At 40.5% G+C, this 23,435-nt stretch carries 21 protein-coding genes and 1 pseudogene; 18 read left to right on the top strand and 4 right to left on the bottom strand.

Annotated elements, in window-relative coordinates:
- The first annotated feature begins 13 nt into the window (after positions 1-13).
- From ELQ35_RS01270 to ELQ35_RS01205, 14 genes are all read left to right on the top strand, one after another.
- Positions 14-325 (top strand): 1,2-phenylacetyl-CoA epoxidase subunit B, encoded by a 312-nt coding sequence (locus ELQ35_RS01270; protein WP_126863039.1) that lies wholly within the window; start codon positions 14-16, stop codon positions 323-325.
- Positions 300-1,013, top strand: coding sequence for a Phenylacetic acid catabolic protein (locus ELQ35_RS01265; protein WP_185861606.1), 714 nt, complete (start codon positions 300-302; stop codon positions 1,011-1,013). Before ELQ35_RS01270 ends, ELQ35_RS01265 begins: the two co-directional genes overlap by 26 nt.
- On the top strand, positions 1,007-1,510 hold the full coding sequence (gene paaD / locus ELQ35_RS01260) for a 1,2-phenylacetyl-CoA epoxidase subunit PaaD (RefSeq protein ID WP_126863037.1): 504 nt from the start codon (positions 1,007-1,009) through the stop codon (positions 1,508-1,510). Before ELQ35_RS01265 ends, paaD begins: the two co-directional genes overlap by 7 nt.
- 99 nt (positions 1,511-1,609) lie before the next feature.
- Positions 1,610-2,761, top strand: a complete 1,152-nt coding sequence (locus tag ELQ35_RS01255) for a thiolase family protein (RefSeq protein WP_185861605.1) — start codon at positions 1,610-1,612, stop codon at positions 2,759-2,761.
- A 134-nt stretch (positions 2,762-2,895) separates the two neighbouring features.
- Complete coding sequence (locus ELQ35_RS01250) at positions 2,896-3,186, top strand: putative quinol monooxygenase (protein ID WP_126863035.1); 291 nt, start codon at positions 2,896-2,898, stop codon at positions 3,184-3,186.
- 21 nt (positions 3,187-3,207) lie between these two features.
- A complete protein-coding gene (locus ELQ35_RS01245) occupies positions 3,208-4,752 on the top strand; it encodes a class I adenylate-forming enzyme family protein (protein ID WP_126863034.1) in 1,545 nt (514 codons plus the stop codon).
- An 87-nt stretch (positions 4,753-4,839) separates the two neighbouring features.
- A complete protein-coding gene (locus ELQ35_RS01240; protein WP_126863033.1) occupies positions 4,840-5,814 on the top strand; it encodes an MBL fold metallo-hydrolase in 975 nt (324 codons plus the stop codon).
- An 87-nt stretch (positions 5,815-5,901) separates the two neighbouring features.
- On the top strand, positions 5,902-6,345 hold the full coding sequence (locus tag ELQ35_RS01235; RefSeq protein WP_126863032.1) for a MaoC family dehydratase: 444 nt from the start codon (positions 5,902-5,904) through the stop codon (positions 6,343-6,345).
- A 16-nt stretch (positions 6,346-6,361) separates the two neighbouring features.
- Entirely contained in the window at positions 6,362-7,138 is a 777-nt protein-coding gene (locus tag ELQ35_RS01230) for an enoyl-CoA hydratase/isomerase family protein (protein WP_126863031.1), read from the top strand.
- 61 nt (positions 7,139-7,199) lie between these two features.
- A complete protein-coding gene (locus ELQ35_RS01225; RefSeq protein WP_126863030.1) occupies positions 7,200-7,961 on the top strand; it encodes an SDR family NAD(P)-dependent oxidoreductase in 762 nt (253 codons plus the stop codon).
- A gap of 19 nt (positions 7,962-7,980) precedes the next feature.
- Positions 7,981-9,177, top strand: coding sequence for an acetyl-CoA C-acyltransferase (locus ELQ35_RS01220; RefSeq protein ID WP_126863029.1), 1,197 nt, complete (start codon positions 7,981-7,983; stop codon positions 9,175-9,177).
- A gap of 114 nt (positions 9,178-9,291) precedes the next feature.
- Positions 9,292-10,809, top strand: a complete 1,518-nt coding sequence (locus ELQ35_RS01215; RefSeq protein ID WP_126863028.1) for a class I adenylate-forming enzyme family protein — start codon at positions 9,292-9,294, stop codon at positions 10,807-10,809.
- A gap of 121 nt (positions 10,810-10,930) precedes the next feature.
- Positions 10,931-12,067, top strand: coding sequence for an acyl-CoA dehydrogenase family protein (locus tag ELQ35_RS01210; protein WP_126863027.1), 1,137 nt, complete (start codon positions 10,931-10,933; stop codon positions 12,065-12,067).
- A gap of 361 nt (positions 12,068-12,428) precedes the next feature.
- The gene (locus tag ELQ35_RS01205) at positions 12,429-13,070 is read left to right on the top strand and encodes a TetR/AcrR family transcriptional regulator (RefSeq protein ID WP_126863026.1); all 642 of its coding nucleotides are present in this window, start codon (positions 12,429-12,431) and stop codon (positions 13,068-13,070) included.
- 306 nt (positions 13,071-13,376) lie between these two features.
- Here ELQ35_RS01205 and ELQ35_RS01200 read toward each other — a convergent pair.
- Positions 13,377-13,586 (bottom strand): annotated as a pseudogene (locus ELQ35_RS01200) (aminoglycoside phosphotransferase family protein); the annotation flags it as partial.
- Positions 13,587-14,200: 614 nt separating this feature from the next.
- Here ELQ35_RS01200 and ELQ35_RS01195 point away from each other — a divergent pair.
- Together ELQ35_RS01195 and manA are read left to right on the top strand one after the other, a co-directional pair.
- Positions 14,201-15,082, top strand: coding sequence for an ROK family protein (locus ELQ35_RS01195; RefSeq protein WP_126863024.1), 882 nt, complete (start codon positions 14,201-14,203; stop codon positions 15,080-15,082).
- Between the two features lie 59 nt (positions 15,083-15,141).
- Positions 15,142-16,089: a mannose-6-phosphate isomerase, class I gene (gene manA, locus ELQ35_RS01190; protein ID WP_126863023.1), complete on the top strand. Its 948-nt coding sequence runs from the start codon at positions 15,142-15,144 to the stop codon at positions 16,087-16,089.
- Positions 16,090-16,452: 363 nt separating this feature from the next.
- On the opposite strand, the gene ELQ35_RS01185 is transcribed toward manA, so the two are convergent.
- Entirely contained in the window at positions 16,453-17,832 is a 1,380-nt protein-coding gene (locus ELQ35_RS01185; RefSeq protein WP_126863022.1) for a Mur ligase family protein, read from the bottom strand.
- A gap of 735 nt (positions 17,833-18,567) precedes the next feature.
- Here ELQ35_RS01185 and ELQ35_RS01180 point away from each other — a divergent pair.
- Together ELQ35_RS01180 and ELQ35_RS01175 are read left to right on the top strand one after the other, a co-directional pair.
- Positions 18,568-19,128, top strand: coding sequence for a competence protein ComK (locus ELQ35_RS01180; RefSeq protein ID WP_126863021.1), 561 nt, complete (start codon positions 18,568-18,570; stop codon positions 19,126-19,128).
- Between the two features lie 326 nt (positions 19,129-19,454).
- Positions 19,455-19,949: a sigma-70 family RNA polymerase sigma factor gene (locus ELQ35_RS01175; protein ID WP_126863020.1), complete on the top strand. Its 495-nt coding sequence runs from the start codon at positions 19,455-19,457 to the stop codon at positions 19,947-19,949.
- A 192-nt stretch (positions 19,950-20,141) separates the two neighbouring features.
- Here the strand turns inward: ELQ35_RS01175 and ELQ35_RS01170 are convergent, their stop codons facing one another.
- Together ELQ35_RS01170 and ELQ35_RS01165 are read right to left on the bottom strand one after the other, a co-directional pair.
- A complete protein-coding gene (locus tag ELQ35_RS01170) occupies positions 20,142-21,461 on the bottom strand; it encodes an FAD-dependent oxidoreductase (RefSeq protein WP_185861604.1) in 1,320 nt (439 codons plus the stop codon).
- Positions 21,462-21,591: 130 nt separating this feature from the next.
- Complete coding sequence (locus ELQ35_RS01165) at positions 21,592-22,902, bottom strand: Nramp family divalent metal transporter (protein WP_126863018.1); 1,311 nt, start codon at positions 22,900-22,902, stop codon at positions 21,592-21,594.
- Positions 22,903-23,435 lie beyond the last annotated feature (533 nt).

The raw sequence follows: 23,435 nt of genomic DNA, 5'->3' as shown, positions 1-23,435 counted from the left end.
TGGAGGAACAGAGATGGAAAGAACAAAAGAAGAGACAATCTTTGAAGTGTTTAGAATGGATAAACGTGGGACCCCCTATACACACGTGGGTTCTGTCGTTTCCGGAGATCCAGATATTGCACTATTAACAGCCCAGGAATGTTACGGCAGGAGAGAAGGCTGTGCCGCGATTTGGGTTGTACGGCGTTCAAATATCACGATGACAACAGAAGAAATGGAAGATGAATTTACCGTAAGCAGGGAAAAGATGTATCGTTTACCCGGGTTAAGAAAGAAGAAACGTAAGAAGGGTGATGGCAATGATTCAAGCGAATCAACTGGCTAAGGAACTATTATACATGGCCGATGACGAATGGGTTATTGGTTCTTTTCTGGCAGAGATGTCTGGCGGGGGGCCGTTTGTGGAAGAAAATGTAGCTATTTCATCTATAGCCCAGGACGAAATTGGCCATGCAGAAATTATTTATAATGAAATACTAGATTTAGATTCTGCTTTTCAATGGGAAAGTGCTGATGGTTTTGTGCATCAAAGGCCCGTATCTGGATTTAAAGTATCGGCGTTGGTTTCTGCGAAAACAATAGATTGGGCAGCGATTATCGTCCAGCATTATTTTTACGAAGCGGCGGATCAATACAGAGTCAGCCAACTAATAGAAGTTGTTGAAGGGCGGACCAAGAATGTATTGGGTCAAATGGCACGTGAAGAACGGTATCATCATCGGCATTGGCATACATGGTTAAGCAAAATGTCGGCAACTTTGGAAGGAAAGCGTAGGATACAAGAGGAAATTTATCATTATTGGCCAAAATTAGCAGGGTTTTTTCACGGGACATTCCTTGCTGATGATCAAACAACATTCCAATCCGTCAAAAAAGAATTAACCACACTTGGATTTGCTACTCCTGAAATAAAGGAAGGGTTTTCAGGACGTGGTGTTTTATCGGATGATGTAAAACTACTCATTACTCGGAGCAGAGTATTGGTTGAAGGGATGAGCGGAGGAAAATGGTAAACAACATAGATACGGTCAATGAAAATATCATATGGGAATGTCTTTATGATGTTGAAGACCCGGAACTTCCTATTAGTATCGTTGATCTGGGAATTGTAAATCAGGTAGCAATTGTACGAGATGAAACGGTAAATAACGGCAGCAAAGTCTTTGTAGACATTACGCCTACATTTACGGGCTGCCCGGCATGGAAAGAAATTGAAAAGAGAGTAATTGAGAATGTTAGTTTGATAGAAAATGTTACGGAGGTGCAAGTGAGGTTAAATTATAGTACTGAATGGACTCTCGAGAAAATTTCTCTAAAAGGGAAAGCGAAATTAAATGAATTTGGGGTAGCGATGTCCAAAATATGGAGAGGCAAGGAAATCGTTCGCTGTCCAAGATGCAAAGCTACAAATGTATCGAGGGAAAATGAATTTGGTCCAACCTTATGCAAGATGATCTATTATTGCAATGATTGCCGTGAACCATTCGAAGCGTTAAAAAGTCTTTTATAGGTAGATACATCATATGGTGTATTCGGTTTGTACGATACTTGATGACTGTATTTTTTGTAAACGTTTTCAAATATGAAATTGGGAAAGAAGGGATTTGCCTTGCATGAGGTTTTCATAATAGAGGGGGTTAGATCCCCAATTGGAAAGGTAAAAGGGGCATTTTCTCAAGTCCATCCGAACGATTTAGCTTCATATGTGATGCAATCTTTATTTGAAAAAACACAGATTCCAGCAGAGGATGCAGAATTAGTCGTATTCGGATGCATGAATATGATTGGTGAACAATCCTTGAATATTGGCAGGAACGCATGGCTTTCGGGTGGGCTGCCCATCCATGTCCCGGCCGTTTCGATGGATTATCAGGGGGGATCCGGATTACAAGCGATCAATACGGCAGCAGGCCTCATTCAGACTGGACAATATCATTTGATCGTAGCTGGCGGGGTGGAAAACTTATCAAGGGTTCCTTTTGGTTCAGGTCCTTCCCATTACGGAAATCCAATATCCGACAGCTGGGTGTCCCAACATCAGTCTGTTCATCCCGGTTATTCTGCTGAATTAGTCGCCGAAAAGTATGGATATACGCGGAGGGATTTAGATCACTTTGCCTATCAAAGCCATCTAAAGGCTGCACGTGCAAGAAAGGAAGGAAGATTCGCAAAAGAAATTGTCCCCTATCAACTTTCTGATGGAAGGTATATCGAACACGATGAGTGCATCCGTGAGAATGTTCAATTTGAGAAAATGACAACCTTATCAACACCTTTTAAAGAGGATGGGGTGGTTACCGCAGCAAATTGTTCCGCGTTGGGAGATGGGAGTGCTGCGCTGTTATTAGCAAGTAAGGCATATATCGAAAAGCATAACATTCAGCCACGTGCGAAAATTGTTTCCCAGGGAGTGGCTGGGGTGGACCCGACTCTTATGTTGATGGGAACGGTTCCTTCTACAACGAAAGCGTTACATGCCCGCGGTCTTTCGATTCAGGATATTGATGTGTTTGAAATCAATGAATCCTTTGCTTCAGCCTTGCTTGGGTGGATGGAAGAATTGGATGTTGAAGAAAAAAAGGTGAATCCAAACGGGGGCTCGATTGCATTGGGTGATCCAGTAGGAGCGACCGGCGTCCGGCTTATCCTTTCGTTATTAAACCAGATGGAACACCGTGACCTGGAAATAGGTGCAGCGACAATCAATTGCGGAGGAGGAATGGGGGTTACCACCATCATTGACTGCAATGTTTCCTTGTAATAGGAATTAGAAAGAAAGGCAATATTCAAGATGTAACGTTAGAAACTCATCATTGGATAGTAAGGAAAGAATCCTAAACAAGTGGAATAATCTATATCAATCTAGCTTATTAATAAAATACGGGGAGTGTTGTTATGTCTATGATTGTAGCTCAAACTGTTTTTATAGCGAAACAGGATCACGAATCAAGCGTTAGCAGTATTATACAAGAGTTAATAACAGAGACTGCTAAAGAGGAAGGCTGCCTTCAATATGAAGGTTTTCAAGAAAGGAGAAATCCAGCAACGTTTGTCGTTCTCGAAAAATGGAGAGATAAAGAGGCTTTCTCCCAACATTCGAAACAACCACATTTAGCAGATTCAATCAATAAAATGGAAGATTTGCTGGAAAAGCCATTTTCCATTACTTTTTACAATCAGCTATAAAAAATGTTGGAGGTGTGAAATATGCTTCTTCAGGATCTGTTAATTCGAACCGCTGAACGTAAACGAAACAAGATTGCCTATATCTCGAATGATACAGCTTTTACATGGTCGCAAATCAATGCAAGGGTAAATCAATTATGCGCTTTTCTTAAGGATCTTGGAATAAAAAAGGGAGACAGGGTTGCCTATTTTGGATTGGACTTTCACCAACAGGCAGAGGTGATGTTTGCCTGTGCAAAAGCGGGCTTTATCCGGGTCGGAGTGAACTGGAGATATGGTGAGCGGGAAGTGAATTATATATTTGAAGATTCTGGGCCAAAAGTTTTATTAGTAGATCAAAAGACAGCAGAACTCGGTAAGAAAGGTGCGAAGGATTGTTCGATTCCTTTTGTGATTGGAGTTGGGGAAAATCATGGCCTGAAGCATGATTATGAAACCTGTATCCGCCCTCAGCCCATGAATGAAATAAAGATGCAGCATAAACAAAATGATATCATCTCGCTTTGTTATACAACTGGATCTACCGGTTTGCCAAAGGGGGCGATTTGGACTCAGGGGAACCTAATAAACTCACTAGTAAATGGAATACTACATATGGGACTGAGAAAAGACGATATCTGGATGCACGCTCTACCCGCTGCAGGGGTACCGATTGTGTCTATGCTGGTCAATTGTTATTGGGGTAACACGAATGTTTTAATGCCTTATTTTGATCCGGAACTTGCTTTACGGTTAATAGAAGAGAAAAAAGTTACCGCTGCCCTTTTTGTTCCAACGATGATCCAAATGATGACTTCCCATCCTAAATTCGACGAATATGATGTGTCTACTCTAAGATTAATTACGTATGGATCTTCTCCTATGTCCCCAACAAATATCGTAGAAACGTTTAATAAATTCAATTGTGATTTGCAACAATGGTACGGAAGTACAGAAAATACCGGTGCATGGGTTAGCTTTCTTGACCCGGATGAGCATCAATTTGCGATTCATAATAATCGTACCGATATATTGGCATCATGCGGAAGGCCGGCATCCCATGTCGATATCAAAATCGTCGATGATAACGGGGTGGAGGTGCCTGCCGGACAATCAGGAGAAATCACGATTAAAGGTGATGTGATCGTTCCGGGATACTGGAAGGATGAAGTTAAAACAGAGCGGACCATCCGCGATGGATGGCTCTATACGGGCGATATCGGAAGATTTGATGAAGAGGGAAGATTATATTTGCTGGATCGGGCAAAATTCCGGATTATAACGGGTGCTTATAACGTATTTCCAGTTGAAGTTGAGAACGTGATTAATGAGCATCCTTCGGTTGCCGAGGTATGTGTTGTAGGTGTTCCGGATGAAAAATGGGGAGAAGTGGTTTTGGCGGAAGTGAGGCTGAAGCCAAATCAAAGTGTAACAGATTCCCAGATTATCAATTTTTGCAAAGATAAGATCGCTAGATATAAAGTACCTAAACGGATCGTGTTTGTTTCTGATTTTCCGAGAGGTGCAACTGGAAAACTGTTGAAGTTGGAAGTGAAAAATAAATATCAAAAAGCTGTATTGAAATAAGCAATGGCAACATGCTGCTGTTTGATGAAACAATTCTATTCCGAAGATCTTTGGTGAAGTAAAAAGCCATCTTGCGGGGGCGGAACAATGAATCGTGCAGGAAAGAAAATGATTGAACAATGGGTAACACCGATTGGCGAGGGAATCTGGCAAATTGAATTGCCGCAAATGGAATCGCAAACAGCAAACGTATTTTTAATTGAAGATGAAACGCTTACATTGATTGATAGCGGGCCGCCCTATGACAATTGTCTGGAGGTGCTGCATGAAGGGCTGCGTTTTCTTGGGTATAAATGGGCCGATATCGACCTGCTGATTTTAACGCATCCCCATATTGACCATATCGGAGGGGCGGCCTTTTTACCTGATCCTCCTCAAGTCTACGCTTATCAAGAAACAATGGCTGAGATTGGAAGCTATGATCAGTATATTGATAGGTGGATGAAATTACCACATTTGCTTGCTTCCGAATATCCGGATTTACGCGGGATTTTTTTAAGTCAGCTCAGCCTCGATTGGTTTGAAGGCTTTTTCCCAAGAGGAGGCTCTTTACAGATAACCCGAGAATTAGTCGATGAAGAGAGAATTTCACTTGGGAAAAGAGAATTAGAAGTGATTTATACTCCCGGGCACAGCATGAAGCACGTGGGCCTGCTTTTAAAACAAGAGAAGCTATTCTTTTCCGGTGATTACATGCTGCAGCGCGGACCTGCTTTAACCCGGTTAATGGGCGATCAAGTGGATGCCTTTGTACAGAGTATAAAACGTGTTGAACAGTTGGATATCGACAGAGTTCTTCCCTCGCACGGACATCCCTTTTCATTTGAAACCGGTTTACAAAAGGTTGCTGAATTGGTGTCCAGACAGGAAGAAAAGTTGAAACGGGTCTTATCCGATTCTCCCAAAACGGCCATCGACTTGTTTATCGCTTATTTCGGTATGAAAAATGCTTCATTAGAAAGGGTCGGGATTGAATTTACCGGAGTGGATACGTTTATTAAGCATTTGTTAAAAGACGAAATGATTAAACAGGAAGGACTTCACTATTTTCTAAATGATTAATCTGCCGAATTTGAAAAAAAGCAGGCTATCTTATTCAGATTAACGATAGCACGAATGCAAACACTGAATTGCGGGGGTGGTAAGGCAATGTTGTTAAGTAAGTATTTTGAAGACATTGAAGTCGGGGAAGTGGAAGTTTCCCGAAGAAGAACGATTACCGAAGCAGATATCAATCAGTTTGCCAATTTAACATGGGATATTCATCCGCTCCATACAGATGAAGGCTATGCACAGAGTACGATTTTTAAAGGGAGAATTGCCCACGGATATTTAATTTTATCGTATGCAGGTGCATTGGCGATTCCAACAAGTCCCGGGCCGCTTCTTGCCAATTATGGGGTTGACCGCCTCCGTTTCGTAAGGCCATGCCGGATTGGCGATTCCATTTTTGTAGAACAAAAGGTTGTAGAGAAAGAGGATAAACAAAATGGTATGGGTGTTGTAACGTTAGAGCTTAAAGTGAAAAACCAAGCCGAACAGGATCTGGTCCTGCTTGTTCAAAAAGTGCTGGTTGCGAGTAAAGATTTATAGTGAAGGAGGGATTGGAATGGAAGAGTCATCCGTTTTATATGAGCAGAAAGAAAAAGTTGCTATTATCAGTCTAAACAGGCCGCATTCACTAAATGCGATGAATGATGAAATGGGCAGCCGGTTAATGGAAGCATTACAACAGGCATCACACGATCCTTGCATACGGGCTGTTATTTTGACAGGAAAAGGGAAGGGCTTTTGTTCAGGAGAAGATTTGCAAGGCGGCACAAGCGGTTTCTCCCCTGAAAAGGTGTTAAAAGAGAGATATATGCCGCTTATTCATTTGATTAGAGGGATGGATAAACCGGTCATCGGTGCTATTAATGGCGCTGCGGCTGGAGCCGGTTTCAGCTTAGCGCTTGCTGCTGATATACGAATCGCCTCGGAAACCGCGAAATTTGGCCAGGTTTTTGTAAATATCGGATTTATTCCGGATGCTGGAAGTACGTATTTATTGCCCAGATTAATAGGGAACGGGATCGCTTTGGAGATGATGCTGACCGGGGAAATGATTACTGCCAATCAGGCACTTCAGTACGGGATTATAAATCGGGTCGTCCGAAAAGAAGATCTGTTATCGCAAAGCCTTGCCCTGGCAAATAAACTGGCTGGTCGTGCCCCGCTTGCCATCGGATTCACAAAGAAACTAGTCTACCAGCAGGAAAAAGAGATCTTGAATAAACAAATGGAGCTGGAAGCTGAGATCCAGGACCAACTAGCGTATACCGAAGATTTTAAAGAAGGTGTTCAGGCATTTCTGGAAAAAAGAAAACCGGACTTCAAAGGTGAATAAAGATATTTTTTTGCCATTACATTTTACTTAATGATTAATAAAAATATTGAGGAGGGATCACATGAAAACGTTAGAAAATAGAGTGGCAATTATCACCGGTGCTGGCAGAGGACTTGGAAAAAACGATGCCATGGTCCTTGCCAGGGAAGGAGCTACACTGGCTCTGGCTGATATAAGGGATTCTGTACACAATACCAAACAGGAAATTGAAGATGCGGGTGGGAGAGCATCGTCCTATGTATTTGATCTAAGATCAACAGAAGGAATTCGATCTTTTGTAAAAAATGTAAAAGAAGAATTCGGAAGGATCGATATATTGATTAATAACGCTGCCAACGTAACCAATATAGCACCGATCACTAAAATGGATGATGAAAAATGGCAATTGGATGTGGATGTAAACTTAACGGCTGTCTATCAATTGTCTAAAGAAGTGCTTCCGATCATGAAAGAGCAGAATGGAGGCCGAATTATCGGAATGGCTTCTGTGGCAGGGACACTTGGAGGGTATGGCCAGGCAGGCTATTCTGCAACAAAGATGGGAACGATCGGTTTAATGAAAACACTTGCATTGGAAGGAGCGAGATATGGCATCACCGCTAATGCAATTGTTCCCGGCATCATCAATACGGAACTGGCTAAGGAACAGCGCGAAGTTAATTTCCAAATGAGTGAACGGATGAGAAAACGGATTGCTATGGAACGCTTTGGAGAGCCGGACGACATTTCAGAATTAATTGCTTTTTTGGTTTCGGAACGGGCAGGGTATATTACTGGCCAGGCCATTACCATAGCAGGAGGATTAGACTTATTTACTTTTTAACGAAAGAGAGGGACGAGATATGGTTAATCAAGAGAATCCTATAATCGTGGCAGGCTGCCGAACTGCTTTCGGCCAGTATGGAGGCATTTTGCGGGATGTCCCTGCTACTAAACTAGGTGCCAGTGTCATAGAACAATTGATTCAAACTGAAAAGATTAGCAGGGATGATGTTTCCAAGGTAATCATGGGACACTGTATCCCATCCGTAGATGAAAACGTTCCGGCCAGGCAGGTTGTGATCGAAGCTAATCTTCCGAATCATGTACCATCATTAACGATCAATCGAGCATGTTGTTCATCGATGACCGCAGTTGGGCTTGCCTATTCGGAAATTCTCGCTGATCCAAATTCACTAATTATCGCTGGCGGAATGGAGAATATGAGCAGGGTTCCGATCCCGATACCTGATTTGCGCTGGGGGAGCCGGTTGGGGTCGATAACCATACAAGATCCACTTGTATTGGCTGACCCGATTAGAGGGAAAACAGCAGCTGAAGATGCGGGAGCGATTGCGGTCGAACATGGAATCGGCCGTGAACTCCAGGATGAGTGGGCCTATGTTAGTCAGCAACGATATGAATCTGCGAAAAAGAGAGGCATTTTTGCCGAAGAGATACAGGGGATCGAAGTGGTCAATAAACGAAAAGAAATCATGTTTTTGGAAGACGAGTTTCCAAAACCGGCTACGACTCTAGAGAAATTATCGAAGCTTGCTACCATTTATAATAGCCCCACTGTTACTGCCGGAAACGCGCCTGGATTGGATGCAGGAGCAGCAGCACTGGCAATTACGAGTATGGAGAAAGTACGAAATAAAGAACTTTCCCTATTAGCTGAAATTGTTGCATATACAGAGATTTGCGGGGATTCGGGTGACATTGCTACTACTCCTGCAAGAGCAATTATTCAGGCCTTGGAAAAAGCAAACCTGTCATTTGCTGATTTGAAGTTATTAGAAATAAATGAAGCCTTTGCAGCTGTTCCTCTAACGAGTACAAAAGTGTTAGCTGAAACGTATGGTACGAGTTGGGATTTGGTAAAGGAAATAACAAATGTAAACGGCGGTGCCATTGCAATCGGCCATCCTGTCGGTGCCTCAGGAGCGAGAATCATATTGACATTGGCTCTTGAACTCAAAAGAAGAGGGGGCGGCTATGGGGCAGCTGCTATTTGTGGCGGCATGGGACAGGGAGATTGTGTCATTATTAAAGTTTAGGAATGATAGGGTATGAATATTGTCGTTGTGAAATCACCTTAAACCCAGAATGTTTTCTGCAATCGTAAGCTTGTAAAAAGGTACCAAACTATTCATATTTTCGGGAGGGTTCATATGGCAATCAATGTAGGGCAATGGGTAACACATTGGAGTAAAGTGACTCCAAACAAAACGGCTATCATTTTTGGGAAAGAAAACTATACCTATCAAGAGTTCAATCACTATGTTAACCGATATGCACATACACTAAGAAAGTTAGGGATAAAAAAGGAAGAACAGGTTGCCTGTATGTCCATGAATTCACCGGAGTTCCTGTTTCTTTTTTTCGCTTGTGCTAAGCTTGGCATTCGTTTTGTCCCAATCAATATAAGGGCAGTTGCCAGCGAATTAAAATACTTCATTGAGATGTCGGAAGCTAAGGCTTTATTTGCTCAAACAGCCTTTCAGAGTGTAGTCGAGCGGGCAGAGCTAAAACTGGAGCACACCTATTATTTTGATCCTACTTACGAAGACTTGCCTTCTGTTGAAAGGGTTTTATCGTCCGATGATTCGGAAATAGGGGATAAAGGAGTCACCTGGGAATCGGATTTAGCCATTTGTTTTACATCAGGTACGACAGGAAATCCAAAAGGGGCTGTACTGACGCACAGCAATATATTTTGGGTAACCACCCAAATGATCATCGGCTATAATTATACCTCGGAAGATGTCTGGATGGTTGCGATCCCGTTATGTTTTACCGGCGGCCTGGTGCCGGCAACGATGCCTTGTATCCATAGCGGAGGAACCATGGTATTAGAAAAAGAAATAAAACCAAATCGGATCCTGCACCTGATTGAGGAGCACAAGGTATCCGCAGCATTAGTGGTTACTTCTGTTTGTCAAATGCTCACCCAGGATGAATATTTTGCCGAAGCTGATTTGAGCTCCTTTAAGGCATTGACCATTGGGGCAGCACCTATTCCGCCGGTCATTGTTGAACGGTTCAAACAAAAAAATGTCCGGATTTCAAATGGATATGGCATAACGGAAGGCAGTGCCTGTGAGGCATTTCTGCCTGTGGAGGATATGGAAACACGCAATGGGGCTTACATGCCTTGTATCTACACGGAAATGATCGTTATCGATGATCAAGGAATTGAATTGATAGATGGGGAGATTGGTGAAGTGGCGCTTCGCGGTCCAGTCTGTTTCAAAGAATACTGGAAAAATCCAGAAGCCACGAAAAGCTCCCATATTAATGGCTGGTTTAAAACAGGAGACTTAGGCTACAAGGATGGGGATGGATATTTCCGTCTGGTAGATCGAAAAAAGGACATGATTATTACCGGAAGTTTAAATGTATACAGCACAGAAGTAGAAAGTGCTTTGTTAAGAATGGAAGAGATTAAAGAATGCGCGGTGATCGGGCTGATCCATGAAAAGTGGGGGGAAGCTGTTACGGCTGTTATCGTACCAAAAATAGAAGGAACGCTTACGGAAGACCAAGTAGTTAACTATTGCCGAGAGGTTCTTTCAGACTACAAATGCCCGAAAAAAGTCATCATTACGGATCAACTTCCTTATAATACATCGGGAAAATTACTCAAAAGAAAGCTAAGAGACCAATTTACAAATGTTTTTTCCATATAATCATATTTCAGTTCCCTATGCTCATCCTAACTGACCGTAAATGGTAATCTCGGAAAATATCATTTTGAGAGGTTCGGATATCAATATCCCGTCTATTCTCATAAAAAAGGAGAAAATAATCATGAGTATAGCTTATAGAGAAGAACATGACATGTTCCGGAAGAGTGTCCGGAAATTTTTACAAAAGGAAGTAGTACCTTATTTTAAAGATTGGTATAAGGAACGGCAGGTTCCCAGGGAGATATGGATGAAATTTGGAAGCCAGGGCTTTCTGTGTCCCTGGCTCCCGGAAGAGTATGGCGGAGCAGATTTGGGATTTGAATCTTCGGTGATTGTTTCCGAGGAATTGGCAAAGGCTGACGCCGATATCGCTTTTTCCCTTCATTCGGATGTGGTAGTACCCTATATCGCTGCGTATGGAAATGAGGAACAAAAGCAGCGCTGGCTTCCAGGCTGTGCCAGCGGTGAACTGCTTACAGCCATTGCCATGACCGAGCCTGGAACCGGTTCTGATTTGGCTGGCATTGAGACGACCGCAGTCAAGGATGGCTCGGATTATATCATTAACGGCCAAAAGCTGTTTATCACGAATGGATGGGATTGTGATCTGGCGATAGTTGTTTGCAAAACTGGCAACAGCCCAAAACAACACCACAATTTAAGCATACTTGTTATTGAAGAAGGTACTTCCGGATTTATAAAAGCCAAGAAGATGGAGAAAATGGGCCGCCATACGGAAGGAACCGCTGAACTAGTATTCGAAGATTGCCGCGTACCTCAAAGCAATCGATTAGGAGAAGAAGGCAAAGGGTTTTATTACCTAATGGAAAAATTGCAACAGGAAAGATTGGTCGCGGCCCTGGGAGCATTAACTGCAGCAGAAAAGATGTTTGAAGAAGGTCTCGAATATGCAAAGACAAGAAAGGCATTCGGGCAGCCTATCGGGAAGTTTCAGCATAACAGCTTCAAGCTGGCGGAAATGGCAACGGAAATCGAAATTGGGAGAACCTTTTTCCAAGAACTGGTCAACGAACATATTGAAGGCAAAGACATCGTAAACAAAGTCTCGATGGCTAAATGGTGGATTTCAGAAATGGCTAATCGCGTTGCGTATGACTCCCTCCAACTGCATGGAGGATATGGTTATATGGAGGAGTACCCGATTAGCCGCCAGTATCAGAACGTCCGCGTAGATACGATATTTGCCGGGACTACGGAAATTATGAAAAGCATCATTGCTAAAAATTTAGGCCTTTGATCTCTTGAAATAAATGGGTTTTTAGATAAAAACACAACCGATGTGGGGTAACATGATTTACTTCTTGGTAAGTAAGTATCAGTTACCTCCTTTTCGTTTACTTCAAGGGAGTGACCAGTTCAGGCAGGGAGGACTTGCCAAGCTTTAAACTTGAACCAGAGTTTATTGGCAATCTGTTATTGAGTATATTATTTTAATTATTTGTTAATAAAACTATATCGATTGAACTAATTCCTTACAAAGGATAACATATATAATAGAATGAAAAGTTTTCACTATCGTTATTTCGGGATTGAACTGAGCTGAATGAGAATTTTTCACATCACCATATCAGAAAAACTACTTTTCATGGAGGAAATCAATGCAAAATGCGGATGAGAAGGTTGAGAAAAATAAAACCGTAAAAAAAAGAGGCCGTCCCCGTCTTGATGGAAACAATAAAGAACATGTGGAAAAACGAAACGAAATCATTGAAACGGCTGCAAAAGTTTTTCGGGAATACGGATACGACGCTGGTACGATAAAGGATGTAGCAGAAGTTCTCGATGTAACCACTGCAAATGTTTATTACTATATAAAAAGTAAGGAAGAACTGTTGTATGAGATCATCCTAAGATCGCTTAACTTGGGATTGAAGAAGCTGGATGAAATTGAAAAATCGCTTGATTCCGGGGAAAGATTAAAGAAACTAATGGAAGTTCATGTGAAATTAATCATTGATGAACGAAATATGTTCACAGTCTTATTTGATAGTAAAGACCGCCTTGATACGGAGCATTACTCCATTATTCGCGAAAAAGAAAATCAATACTTAAATTATTTCAGAAGAGCCATTAAAAATGCTATTGATGATCAGCTTATTCCGCCAATAAGCATTGATAATGGGCTGCATGCCATTATGGGCATGTGTAACTGGGTTTATAAATGGCATAAAAAAGATAGAGACCCATCATATAAAGAATTAGCAGACGATTGGTTCAGGTTGATTTCTCAACGAAAGTAAACCGCCAGAGCATAAGCTAAAGATGTATGTAAAGCCATAACTAAAAAAGTTCAATAAATAGTAGTAAGAAAAGTACCCCTTCTGGCCATTTAGAAGGGGGTTATTATTAAGGACAAGCTTTGAAAACGCTACGTACATGGGCGAAAGTTTCCGACGCATATTCGTGGTACTGCTGTAGGTGGAGGTTATAACGTTGGTCGTTTCGGTCAGCAATGGCTCCAATTGTAATAGGGGTCATTGCCGAAGTAAATTCAATCGGGTTTGGTTTGGCGACCCCATAATTTAAATAATTGAAGATTGAAATCATTATTGTATTTTCCCTGATTTGTAATCATCCACTATTATATTAATAACATTACATGGTTCTTGTGCTATTGTTTTGTTAGAATTTTTATTACCATTGTATGTTATTAAAGCCTTCCATAGAGCCCATCCTCTTGCTCTGTTCCAAGTTTCTTTATCCATATTTAAAACATTCTTGAATATCTTTCTACTATTTTTATCAAAAAATGTCCAGCCATCTATTCTTTCTTTTTATCTTTTTCCATTTTGGCCAGTATCGGTTTGTGCACCTGGTTAGCTAGAAAAACGAGCCTAATAGCATCGCTGAGATTGGGGATCTTCTGTCATATATTAACCTACCTATTGATGCTGTTTCTAAAAAGATTCTTTAAGCACATATGTCATCTATTTAGGTGTATTGATGGGCTTGGCTATCAGTTTTTATAGTGTTGGTGCTCACTTGGCCATACTGGAGATGACAACGAATGACAAAAGGGACCATTTTTTGTATGTGCAGGGAATCGTCGGAACAATCGGGAATTAACAGGACCTATATTAGCTGGGTGTAATTCGGAATATCCAGATTATAAATGGGTAGATGCTTCAGGTGAAGGTATTGACTGAGTTGATGACGTCGCTACGGCAGCGATTGTTTACTTAAACCACTATGAACAAACTGGGAATAAGAAGTCGCTGGATAAAGCCAAAAAGGCATTAAACTTTGTCATGTATATGCAAGCGGAAGACGACGAATTTTATAACTTTATCAATACTATTGCACTGAACTAAAGTGACTTATAATAATAGTTACAAGCCAACAATGAGTACCGAAGAAGGAAGGGAAAAGGATGAATTTAGGAGCTATAGAAGCAGGAGGAACAAAATTCGTTTGTGCAGTCGGAAATGAACAAGGAGAATTCATCCAAAGAGTTTCATTTCCAACAACAACTCCCGAAGAAACCATGGGGAAAGTTATTGACTTCTTTCAAAATTACTCATTATCTGCAATTGGCATCGGTTCTTTCGGGCCTGTTGATTTAAACGTTGATAGTCCACAATATGGATACATTACCATGACGCCAAAGGTCCAGTGGCAAAAATTTGATATTTTTGGTGCATTGAAAAAGCATTTTCACATCCCAATCGGATTCGATACAGATGTAAATGCGGCTGCCTTTGGGGAAAAGGTCTGGGGAGCAGGCAGTGATGTAAACAGCTGTATTTATATGACAGTAGGGACAGGCATCGGTGTTGGTGCGGTTGTCGAAGGAAAATTACTTCATGGGCTTACTCATCCTGAAATGGGACATATTCTTGTCCGCAGGCATCCATCCGATCAATATGAGGGGAAATGTCCTTATCATAAGGATTGCCTAGAAGGTCTTGCGGCGGGCCCGGCGATTTCAGAAAGATGGGGAAAAGCAGGAGTTGAGCTTCAAGGACGAGCGGAGGTCTGGGAAATGGAGGCCGATTATTTAGCGCAAGCATTGGTGAATTACATATTGATTTTATCTCCAGAAAGAATTATTTTAGGAGGAGGCGTTATGAAACAGCTGCAGCTTTTTCCTCTAATTCGAAAGAGGGTTCAGGAACTGCTTAACGGTTACGTTCATCATGCAGCAATCCTATCGTCCATCAATGAATACATAGTTCCTCCAGGTCTGGGTGACAACGCCGGAATTAGCGGTGCCCTGGCTCTTGCAAACAAAGCAAAGAATACGGATATCTAGAAGATGGTATAATTATTTTAAGAGAACATTACGAACGTTTGATACTAGGGGGCTTTTTAATGAATCAGCCATTGTTTTTGCAGCCGATTTTTCAGGAACGGATATGGGGCGGTACTGCTTTAAAGGAACGTTTTGGATATGATATTCCATCCAATCATACAGGAGAATGCTGGGCTATATCTGGACATCCGAATGGGCAGAGCGTGGTAAAGATTGGTCCACATTCCGGTAAAACGATTGGGGAGCTGTGGAAAAACAATCATGGCCTTTTTGGAAACTACCCGTCTGACGTGTTCCCATTGTTAACAAAAGTGCTTGATGCAAACGCAAATTTATCCGTCCAGGTTCACCCGGATGATGACTACGCAAAGGTGAATGAAAACGGAGAACTAGGGAAAACAGAGTGCTGGTATATTATTGATTGTAAAGAAGATGCCGAGCTTGTTTACGGGCATACTGCTCGCACGAAAGAGGAATTGATTCAGCAAGTAGAATCAGGAAACTGGAACGAGCTTCTCCGCCGGGTAAAAATCAAACCGGGCGATTTCTTCTATGTCCCAAGCGGCACGATTCATGCGCTTTGTGAAGGCACGCTTGTGCTGGAAACACAGCAAAGCTCCGACACGACTTACAGAGTCTATGATTACGACCGTACGGACCAGAGCGGAAAAAAACGGGAGCTTCATTTGAAAAAAGCGCTTGAAGTGACGGCTGTTCCTCATAACAATGTAAAGACAGAGACGAAAGTGAATGAGAAATCAGGTGCTACGATTACCACTTTTGTGGAGGCGGAATATTTTTCTGTTTATAAATGGAATATTAGCGGAAAATCTGCTTTCAAACAGGATAAGCCATTCATGCTTTTTAGTATTATTAACGGTGAAGGGCTTCTGAAAGTTGGAGTAGAAACCTATCAAACCGGTAAAGGTGATCATTTTATTTTGCCTGCAGACATTGGAGAGTTCACTCTGGAAGGAACGATGGAGATTATAGTTTCTCATCCGTGATCATTTTTCAAATATTGAATTTGTCCTCCTTTTCCTTGAAGGGGGCTTTTTTGATTTAAGTGTAATTGAATCCTGAGGATTTAGTTTTCTACTTTTGTGGCCTTTCTATATTGTCAGTTATGAAGTTTGATATTTCCGGTTCCATCCATCATTAAGGCTTCATTAGAAAAATGAATTATACAAGAAGTTTTAACAGTTGCTTCGCCGAAGTTGGCTCAGTTGAGAATTCTTCGGAGATGGAAGCCTATAAGGTTTCACCACTTCGTTGCAGGAAGAACTTTCTACTTCCTATTGAAAGAAACCTAATTGTTTAGGAGCAAAGAAAGGCTTCTTCGCTCCGCATTTTGGAACAGAACGAGCGATTTATTTTAAGAATCGAATGAAGTCTTCAAATGCTTCGTCATTTCCCCCTGTTTTAAAATAGACAATATCACCCGGTTGCAGCAATTCATCAAAAAGGTTTTTAATATCTTGTGGGTCTGAAAAATGATAGACATCTTGCTTGTTCATTCCAGCCGCAACAGCAGCTTTACCGATATCTTTGGCTAAAGAGCCTTTAGTAATTAGCTTATCAATTCCCAACTTTTCTACTAAATATCCCACTTTTTCATACTCTTCATCTGCATATTCACCAAGGGCCGCTATTCTTCCTAATACCGCAATTTTTCTCTGAAAGGGAATGGATAGTTTGTCGAGTGTAAGTAGACCACTATTTAAAGATGCCGAATTTGATTTCCAAGTGTCATCAATAATCGTAATTTGGTTGCGGCCTTTTATAATTTGAAAATGAGATTCTAATTGTGAAAAGGTTGCTAACCTATTAATTGACTTCTCTATATCGGCACCTATTTCAATTGCCGCTGCAATCGAAGCAATCGCATTGTATACATTGTGTTCTCCCAGCACTGGAATTTTCCCTTTATACTGTTGACCTTTATAGGCCAGTATATACTTCATGTTATTCTGTTGGAAATTAATCCTTTTTATCCGTAAGTCTGCTGTCTTACTTTTCCCATACGTCACAATTTTCCCCAAATATTTGGTGAAGTCCATAGATGAAATGTGTTCATCGTCCAGATTAATAATAAGTGTTCCTTTGTTACCGAGGCCTTCCATTAACTTTGCTTTTTCTGCTTTATAATTTTCAAATAAACGAATTTTATCTGTATGATCTACGTCGATCATAGTCATTAACCCTATAGTTGGAAAGAAATACTCACATGCTTCCATCATGTCACCGCGTCGTGATACCGCCATTTCAATGACAGCTACATCTGTTTTTTCATCAATTCCTAGCAGGTATGGAAGATGGTAACAGCCAGCGTTTTTGTTTGAAATTGTTGCTTGAACGGTCAAGTCTTTTTGTAAAATATGCTTGAGCATTTCTTTCGTCGTCGTTTTCCCGCTAGTGCCGGTGATTGCCACAACAGGAATGTTGAACATATGCCGGTAGTAAGAAGTGAAATTCAAGAAAGCTTTCATCAGATTATCTACCATGATAACTTGTTCGGGGCGTAATTTTTCCATATTTAAAAAGGGGGCATCTGTCACTATATAGAAGTGATGATAATTTTTTAACTTTTCCCCATCTAGCTTCCAGCCTTTTTTTACACGGAAATATACCGTGTTATGATCTGCTTCATAAAGTTCACGAGTAACATTTACAATCGATACCCCATTTTGAAATTTATTTGGCTTAATTCCCATAGCGTGTAATATGTCCTCTAACAGTAAAGTTTTCAAGCTATCACTCCTGTCCAGTTTGCTTTTGCTTCTTGAGAAACTTTGGTTTTTTTAGTCATTTACTCAACTACCTTTAATTAGGCATTTGATCCATATATACATATATGCATTTCAGAGGAAATTGCTTGGGTAAATGCCCTGAAAAAAGAATTCTATCGCGTGAAGGAGATTTTTTCGATTTATGGGAAAAAAATATTCTGAGTATTTATATTATGTTAGTTGAAATTGTTTTCAGCATGGCCGGTTGGTATAGGCCAGTAAGGAGGGAGATGAATGGTGAAACACTAGCCAAGATATTTGAAAATAGGAAACGGACGTTCTATTATTTATATAGAAGAGAAACTTGATGATAACAATTGTGTTGAAACGACAATACGGATATTAATAATATAGATCAATAGAATCAGGAACAAGGTCATGTAATTTAAAAAATTTTGAATTTTTTGTGAGTTCAGAAGAAAATACTTACAGTATTTTCAAATAAATAGTATAATTATCCTGTAGACGAAAAAAGCCTTTACCTTTGCATAAGATGGCTTTTTTTTGCGAAATTATTCTACTGTTTTTAAGAAGTACTATTTTTGAAGGAGGTGTTGATCATGTGAAAGGTGAACGATAAAACCCTCAGGTAGCTCGTCCGGGAAGACATATACCTGAGGGAGTTTGTAGCCGGATATACCCAACTAAGAGTTTAGTATACCCTTATTTTCTATATATGAAAAGGGAGTGAAACAAATGAAAGTACAGGAAAAATATCTAATCAACTTAGAATCGAGCATGCTTACATCGGAATATGATTCATTCGGCAATCAAAATACACGTTTGCTTGAAGGAGTCCGTTCGCTGTTAATCGACGAAAAGCCTTTAACGATTATTAATGATAGCATCCTCTTTTATGGATCCAACTTAAAAGGCGCGATAAAAGGGGCAAAATCGATAATCGGAAACCATAACATGTCTCCGATTGCTGTTCATTCAGCTCAGAATATCATCTGGTTTCCTTGCAAGGGGATTGACCATGCCGATTGCATCTGGTTTGCTTACCATAATATTGAAAACATTTTAAAAATAGATGCCTACACTTCGATGGTTATACTGAAGCATGGTCATAGGGTTGTGCTTGATATGAAATTTCATTTACTTAAGAGAAGAGTCTCGATAGCCGGTCAGCTCTACATACAATTAAAGAACAGAAACTCGGGAACGTTTACATATTTTGTTGACTCTAACGGCGGTTTCCACGTTTGTAAAGAGACTGGTCATAACTATTATACATTTAGGAAAAGAGGAGAATGAGAGTAGGAGCAATTGAATCTCATTTGTAAAGACTTTTTGTCATTTAAGTTGTAAAGGATTTTAAAAAAGAGTAAAGAATAAGTTATGTAAAAGAGCCGGGTTTTCTATCGGCTCTTTTTGTGTCGAAAGTTTTGGAATTTGATAATAATGTTCTTATTGTTCTTTTTTTAGCAAAAATTTCAGTTTTCCTCTCTTTTTTACTTCAAAAGTTGCGTTTTCAGTCATAAAATGCTCACTTTCCGTCTTCGCAGGCATCGAAAAATTCAATTATATTTTAAGCACCCGGGAATAACCGAAAAGCGCGCTTTTCAAAAGGTGTAGAATGAATGGATGATTTTTCAAAGCTTGCAGACCAGTATACTCCGATGATTCATCACATTATCAAATCTTTGTCTATTTACAAAAACAAAGAAGAGTTTTTTCAGGTTGGGCTGATCGGACTGTGGGAAGCCCAATCCAAATTTGATCCAACAAAGGGTAAGTTTCTGTCCTATGCTTATGGCAATGTGAAAGGAAGGATCCTGAATGAATTAAAAAAGGAGCACCTGCTTGAAACGAGGAATACTCCGTTAGAATTCGAATCAAATGATTTTGGGGAGGAAATTCCAATCCGGGATGAGCCATTGCAGCCCGAAAGGCTTCAATCCTATTGTGAGGGTTTAACGAAAAACCAGTCGAAATGGGTGATGCTAACTTTCCAGGAGGACAAGTCATTGACCGAGATTGCCGAACAATTGGGGGTAAGTGTGGCAGCCGTTAAGTCATGGAGACAATCGGCATTGAAAAAGCTGAGGAAAAACTGGGCGGCTTATTCAACTTAATTCCCTTTTTGCAAACCGATCCCATGGAAGTGATTGAATAGTGATACTTTCCATGGGATTTTAGACTCAATACTGGCAAAACAAATTGAAAAGTGATGAGGTGTGTGGCTTTCCTATTATGTTGAATCGAATCAACATGCAAGTCGCAGCTCAAGAATCTTTTCCACACATTCAATTCCTGGTAAGATACTTTTAAGGTAAGAAAGCATTGTTATCCAGCAACAACTTTTGGAGCTTTTCGACTGAAATATGTCTAACTTGATTTTCTTGTGAGAGTGCCAAATATGCTGCTATGCCTGCGGCTTGGCCCATGGCCATACAAATGGCCGAGACTCTGACAGAAGCCTGTGCTTCATGAGTTGCTGATATATTTCGGCCGGCCATCAGCACGTTTTCAAGGCGAGCCGGTATAAGGCTCTGGTAAGGTATTGTATAAAAGTTGCCTGGTTCGATCCATACCCAGCGAGTTTTATTGCCGCTATCATGCATTTCAACCGGCCAGGCACCACATGCGATAGCATCTTCAAATTTTCGACATGAAAGTACGTCATCGGAGGTCAGGGTATAGTCACCTTTAATGAGTCTTGCCTCTCTAATTCCGATACTTGGTCCAATGTCAATGACTCTTGCTTTCTCAAAACCAGGGACATACTTTTGTAAAACTCTTTCGTATAAAAATACTTGCTTCCTGCCTTCCATTTCGGCATATGTCAGTTGACTAGTGTCTAGCGGATTAATAGGCACTTCACCTTCATTTGAAACTTTGGTAACATTTAGATGCACGACGTGATCTATGGGGTTTAGGTGTATTCCTCCAGCCACTCTTGGCAATGGATATCCATCGTTTACTGCTTTTTGGAAATACTCGGTTACCTCTTCCCTGCTTAGTGATGATAGCTTTTCAGTATTTACATTCACCATCCGGAACATAGAGGATGGAAATTGTGTTATGCCATTATCACCCACTGAATATTCGCCGCCCGCCATGCTGATAATATCTCCATCACCCGAGGCATCTATGATGACGTCTGCCATAATAGCGGAACGTCCGTTTTTATTCTCGATGATCACTCCTTTCACCTGGTTATGTTCCTTTATCACAGATACAGCTAGTGTGTGGTACAGTATTTGAACCCCTGCTTCTTCAACCAGTTCATCAGCAACCCGTTTGAAGGAGGTCGTGTCGTATGGAACAGATGCCGTTTTTAGCCAGCGCTTTGCTTCGGAAACACCATTATACATTTTTAATCGCTCAATGATTTCCTCTTGGAATCCTTTGACAACGGGTTTAATACTGTCCTCTGTAACAGTAAATATTCCGCAAAAGCTTCCTAGTGTGACAGAGGTAAGGGTTCCTCCTAAAAAGCCGTACTTTTCTATAAGCGTTACATCGCACCCCATTCTCCTGGCTGCTATAGCTGCTGACAATCCTGCTGCTCCTCCGCCAACGACCAAAACACTTGTTTCATTTGTTATTGGGATTTCTCTTGATGGTTCATTAATTTTTTTCATTTCAACCTCCTTCATTTTAGTTGACCGATTTTTCAGGTTGGATTTTCCAAGTTAAACACTCTAAAAATGTGGAGAATTAGAATTTCCCCAACTCCTTACAGAACTTCAAATAAAGTTAGATTTCACACGTTTACAATTTTGAGATGATGTCCTGTGCCAGCGTGATAGATGAATAAATAGCTAATATAGTTGTGGCTGTTAGTAAAATGTTTTCAAACCAGTTATTGGTGTACTTTCCTAACAGTTTTTTCTGATTGGAGAGGATAAGTAGACCTACGGAAATCACGGGTAACCCAACGACGGACAATATGTTTACAAAGACAACTAAGGAAACAAACCCTGGTGCCCCCGGTACAGACCATATAAGAGGTGAAATAAGGATAAATAAACTGAACCATTTAAACCATGGATCATTTTCAAGTTTCTCTCCGAACTTTTCTCTTCGTTCGGGTTTAATCTTATGAATAGAGTCAATAATCAATTTGGGGAACCCTGCAGCGAATCCGATGATACTGCTATATAGTGCGCCAAATACACCAAGATAAAAAATGAGAGAGCCTACGTACCCAAGATGAAGGGATAAGGCATCAGCCAGGTCACCGATCGTGTTCACTTGAATACCATTCGGTCTTAATATTTCAGCCCCAACAATCCAGATTGATAAATTAATAACGATTGCCATAATAATGGCAAATAACAGATCATTACGCTGAAGTCTCTTATGAATTGGACTTATCCAACCTTTATCTTTCATGAAATAAGGGTAAAGGAAGTTTGCGATCGAACCTGCAACCGCTCCAGTCAGAGAAACGGCCATCAAGAATGCTCCATAAAAGCCTTCATCTTTTGGAATACTAAAACCAATCGTTCCTTTCAAAATGCCGCCAACATCTGGTGTTGACCAGATAGCTAATCCAATAAATGAGAATGTCATAATTGCCAATAATACCTTCATTAAATTTTCGATGGAGTTATATATATCTTTTCCAATGACGAAAACCCCAGTGAGGACGGCTATAATGGACCACATAAACGGATGGCCGAAATGAAACAACCATGCAAATACTTCCCCAACACCTTTAATCATATAGGAGTTAAACAAATGCGCCATAATCAAAGCATAAGCACCAAGGAAATAAGGGTAAAATCGATGGAGTTTTGTAAACCCTTCCAAAATGGTCAAACCTTCGTTATTACAGAGTTGGTAGCGGGACATAATGTTTGTAATGACAAAACGAATAAGTAATGAAAGAGCGAGTACCCACATAAGAGCATAGCCATAGTTCGCACCAGAAATAGAAGCATTAACCAGGTCTCCGGCGCCTAACCAGGAAAGAACAGCAATGATTCCCGGTCCATATGATTTCATTACTTCTTTAAAAATGTTTTTCTTAGGTTGGATCCTAGGAGAGATTTCAGGTTTTAGATTCGTATCGCTCATTTTAATAATCCCCTTCACATGATATTTTTAATTATTCGAATGTTACAATATACAATTTGGTAAGCTCGGTGGGTGTCTCGACCTACATATATTGTTTAAGATGTTTCATCATCTCCTTAAGGAAGAATGGTAAAACAGATAATCGTTCCGAATAATAGAATGGCGTTCAACTTCTGGGGCACAAAAAACCTTTTTATAAAACTTTTACTTATATATATCAGGAAAAGTATAATCATTCCAACATCTTATTTATTATTTATATTTGCTTTTCAAGTATTTAATACAAACCAATAAATTGGGAATGGACATGAAAAACTATCTCATTCAGACCATTATTCTGAATGATTCGAGAGCCACTCTCAAATTCTAAAAAAACAAACTTTCTGTTGTTTCGTCAGTCTATGACATAAGGAAGATGAACTAGGAGGATAAAATAAGAATAGTTTTTTGATTAAATGGAAAGATCTAATGACAGTTTGAATAGTTGGTTTATGATAGGTGTATGTATTGTTATTATTATTATGTTGTGGGAG

This window comes from Peribacillus cavernae (genome assembly GCF_003989135.1).
GTDB lineage: Bacteria > Bacillota > Bacilli > Bacillales > DSM-1321 > Peribacillus > Peribacillus cavernae.
This window is presented reverse-complemented; position numbering and strand designations above follow the sequence as displayed.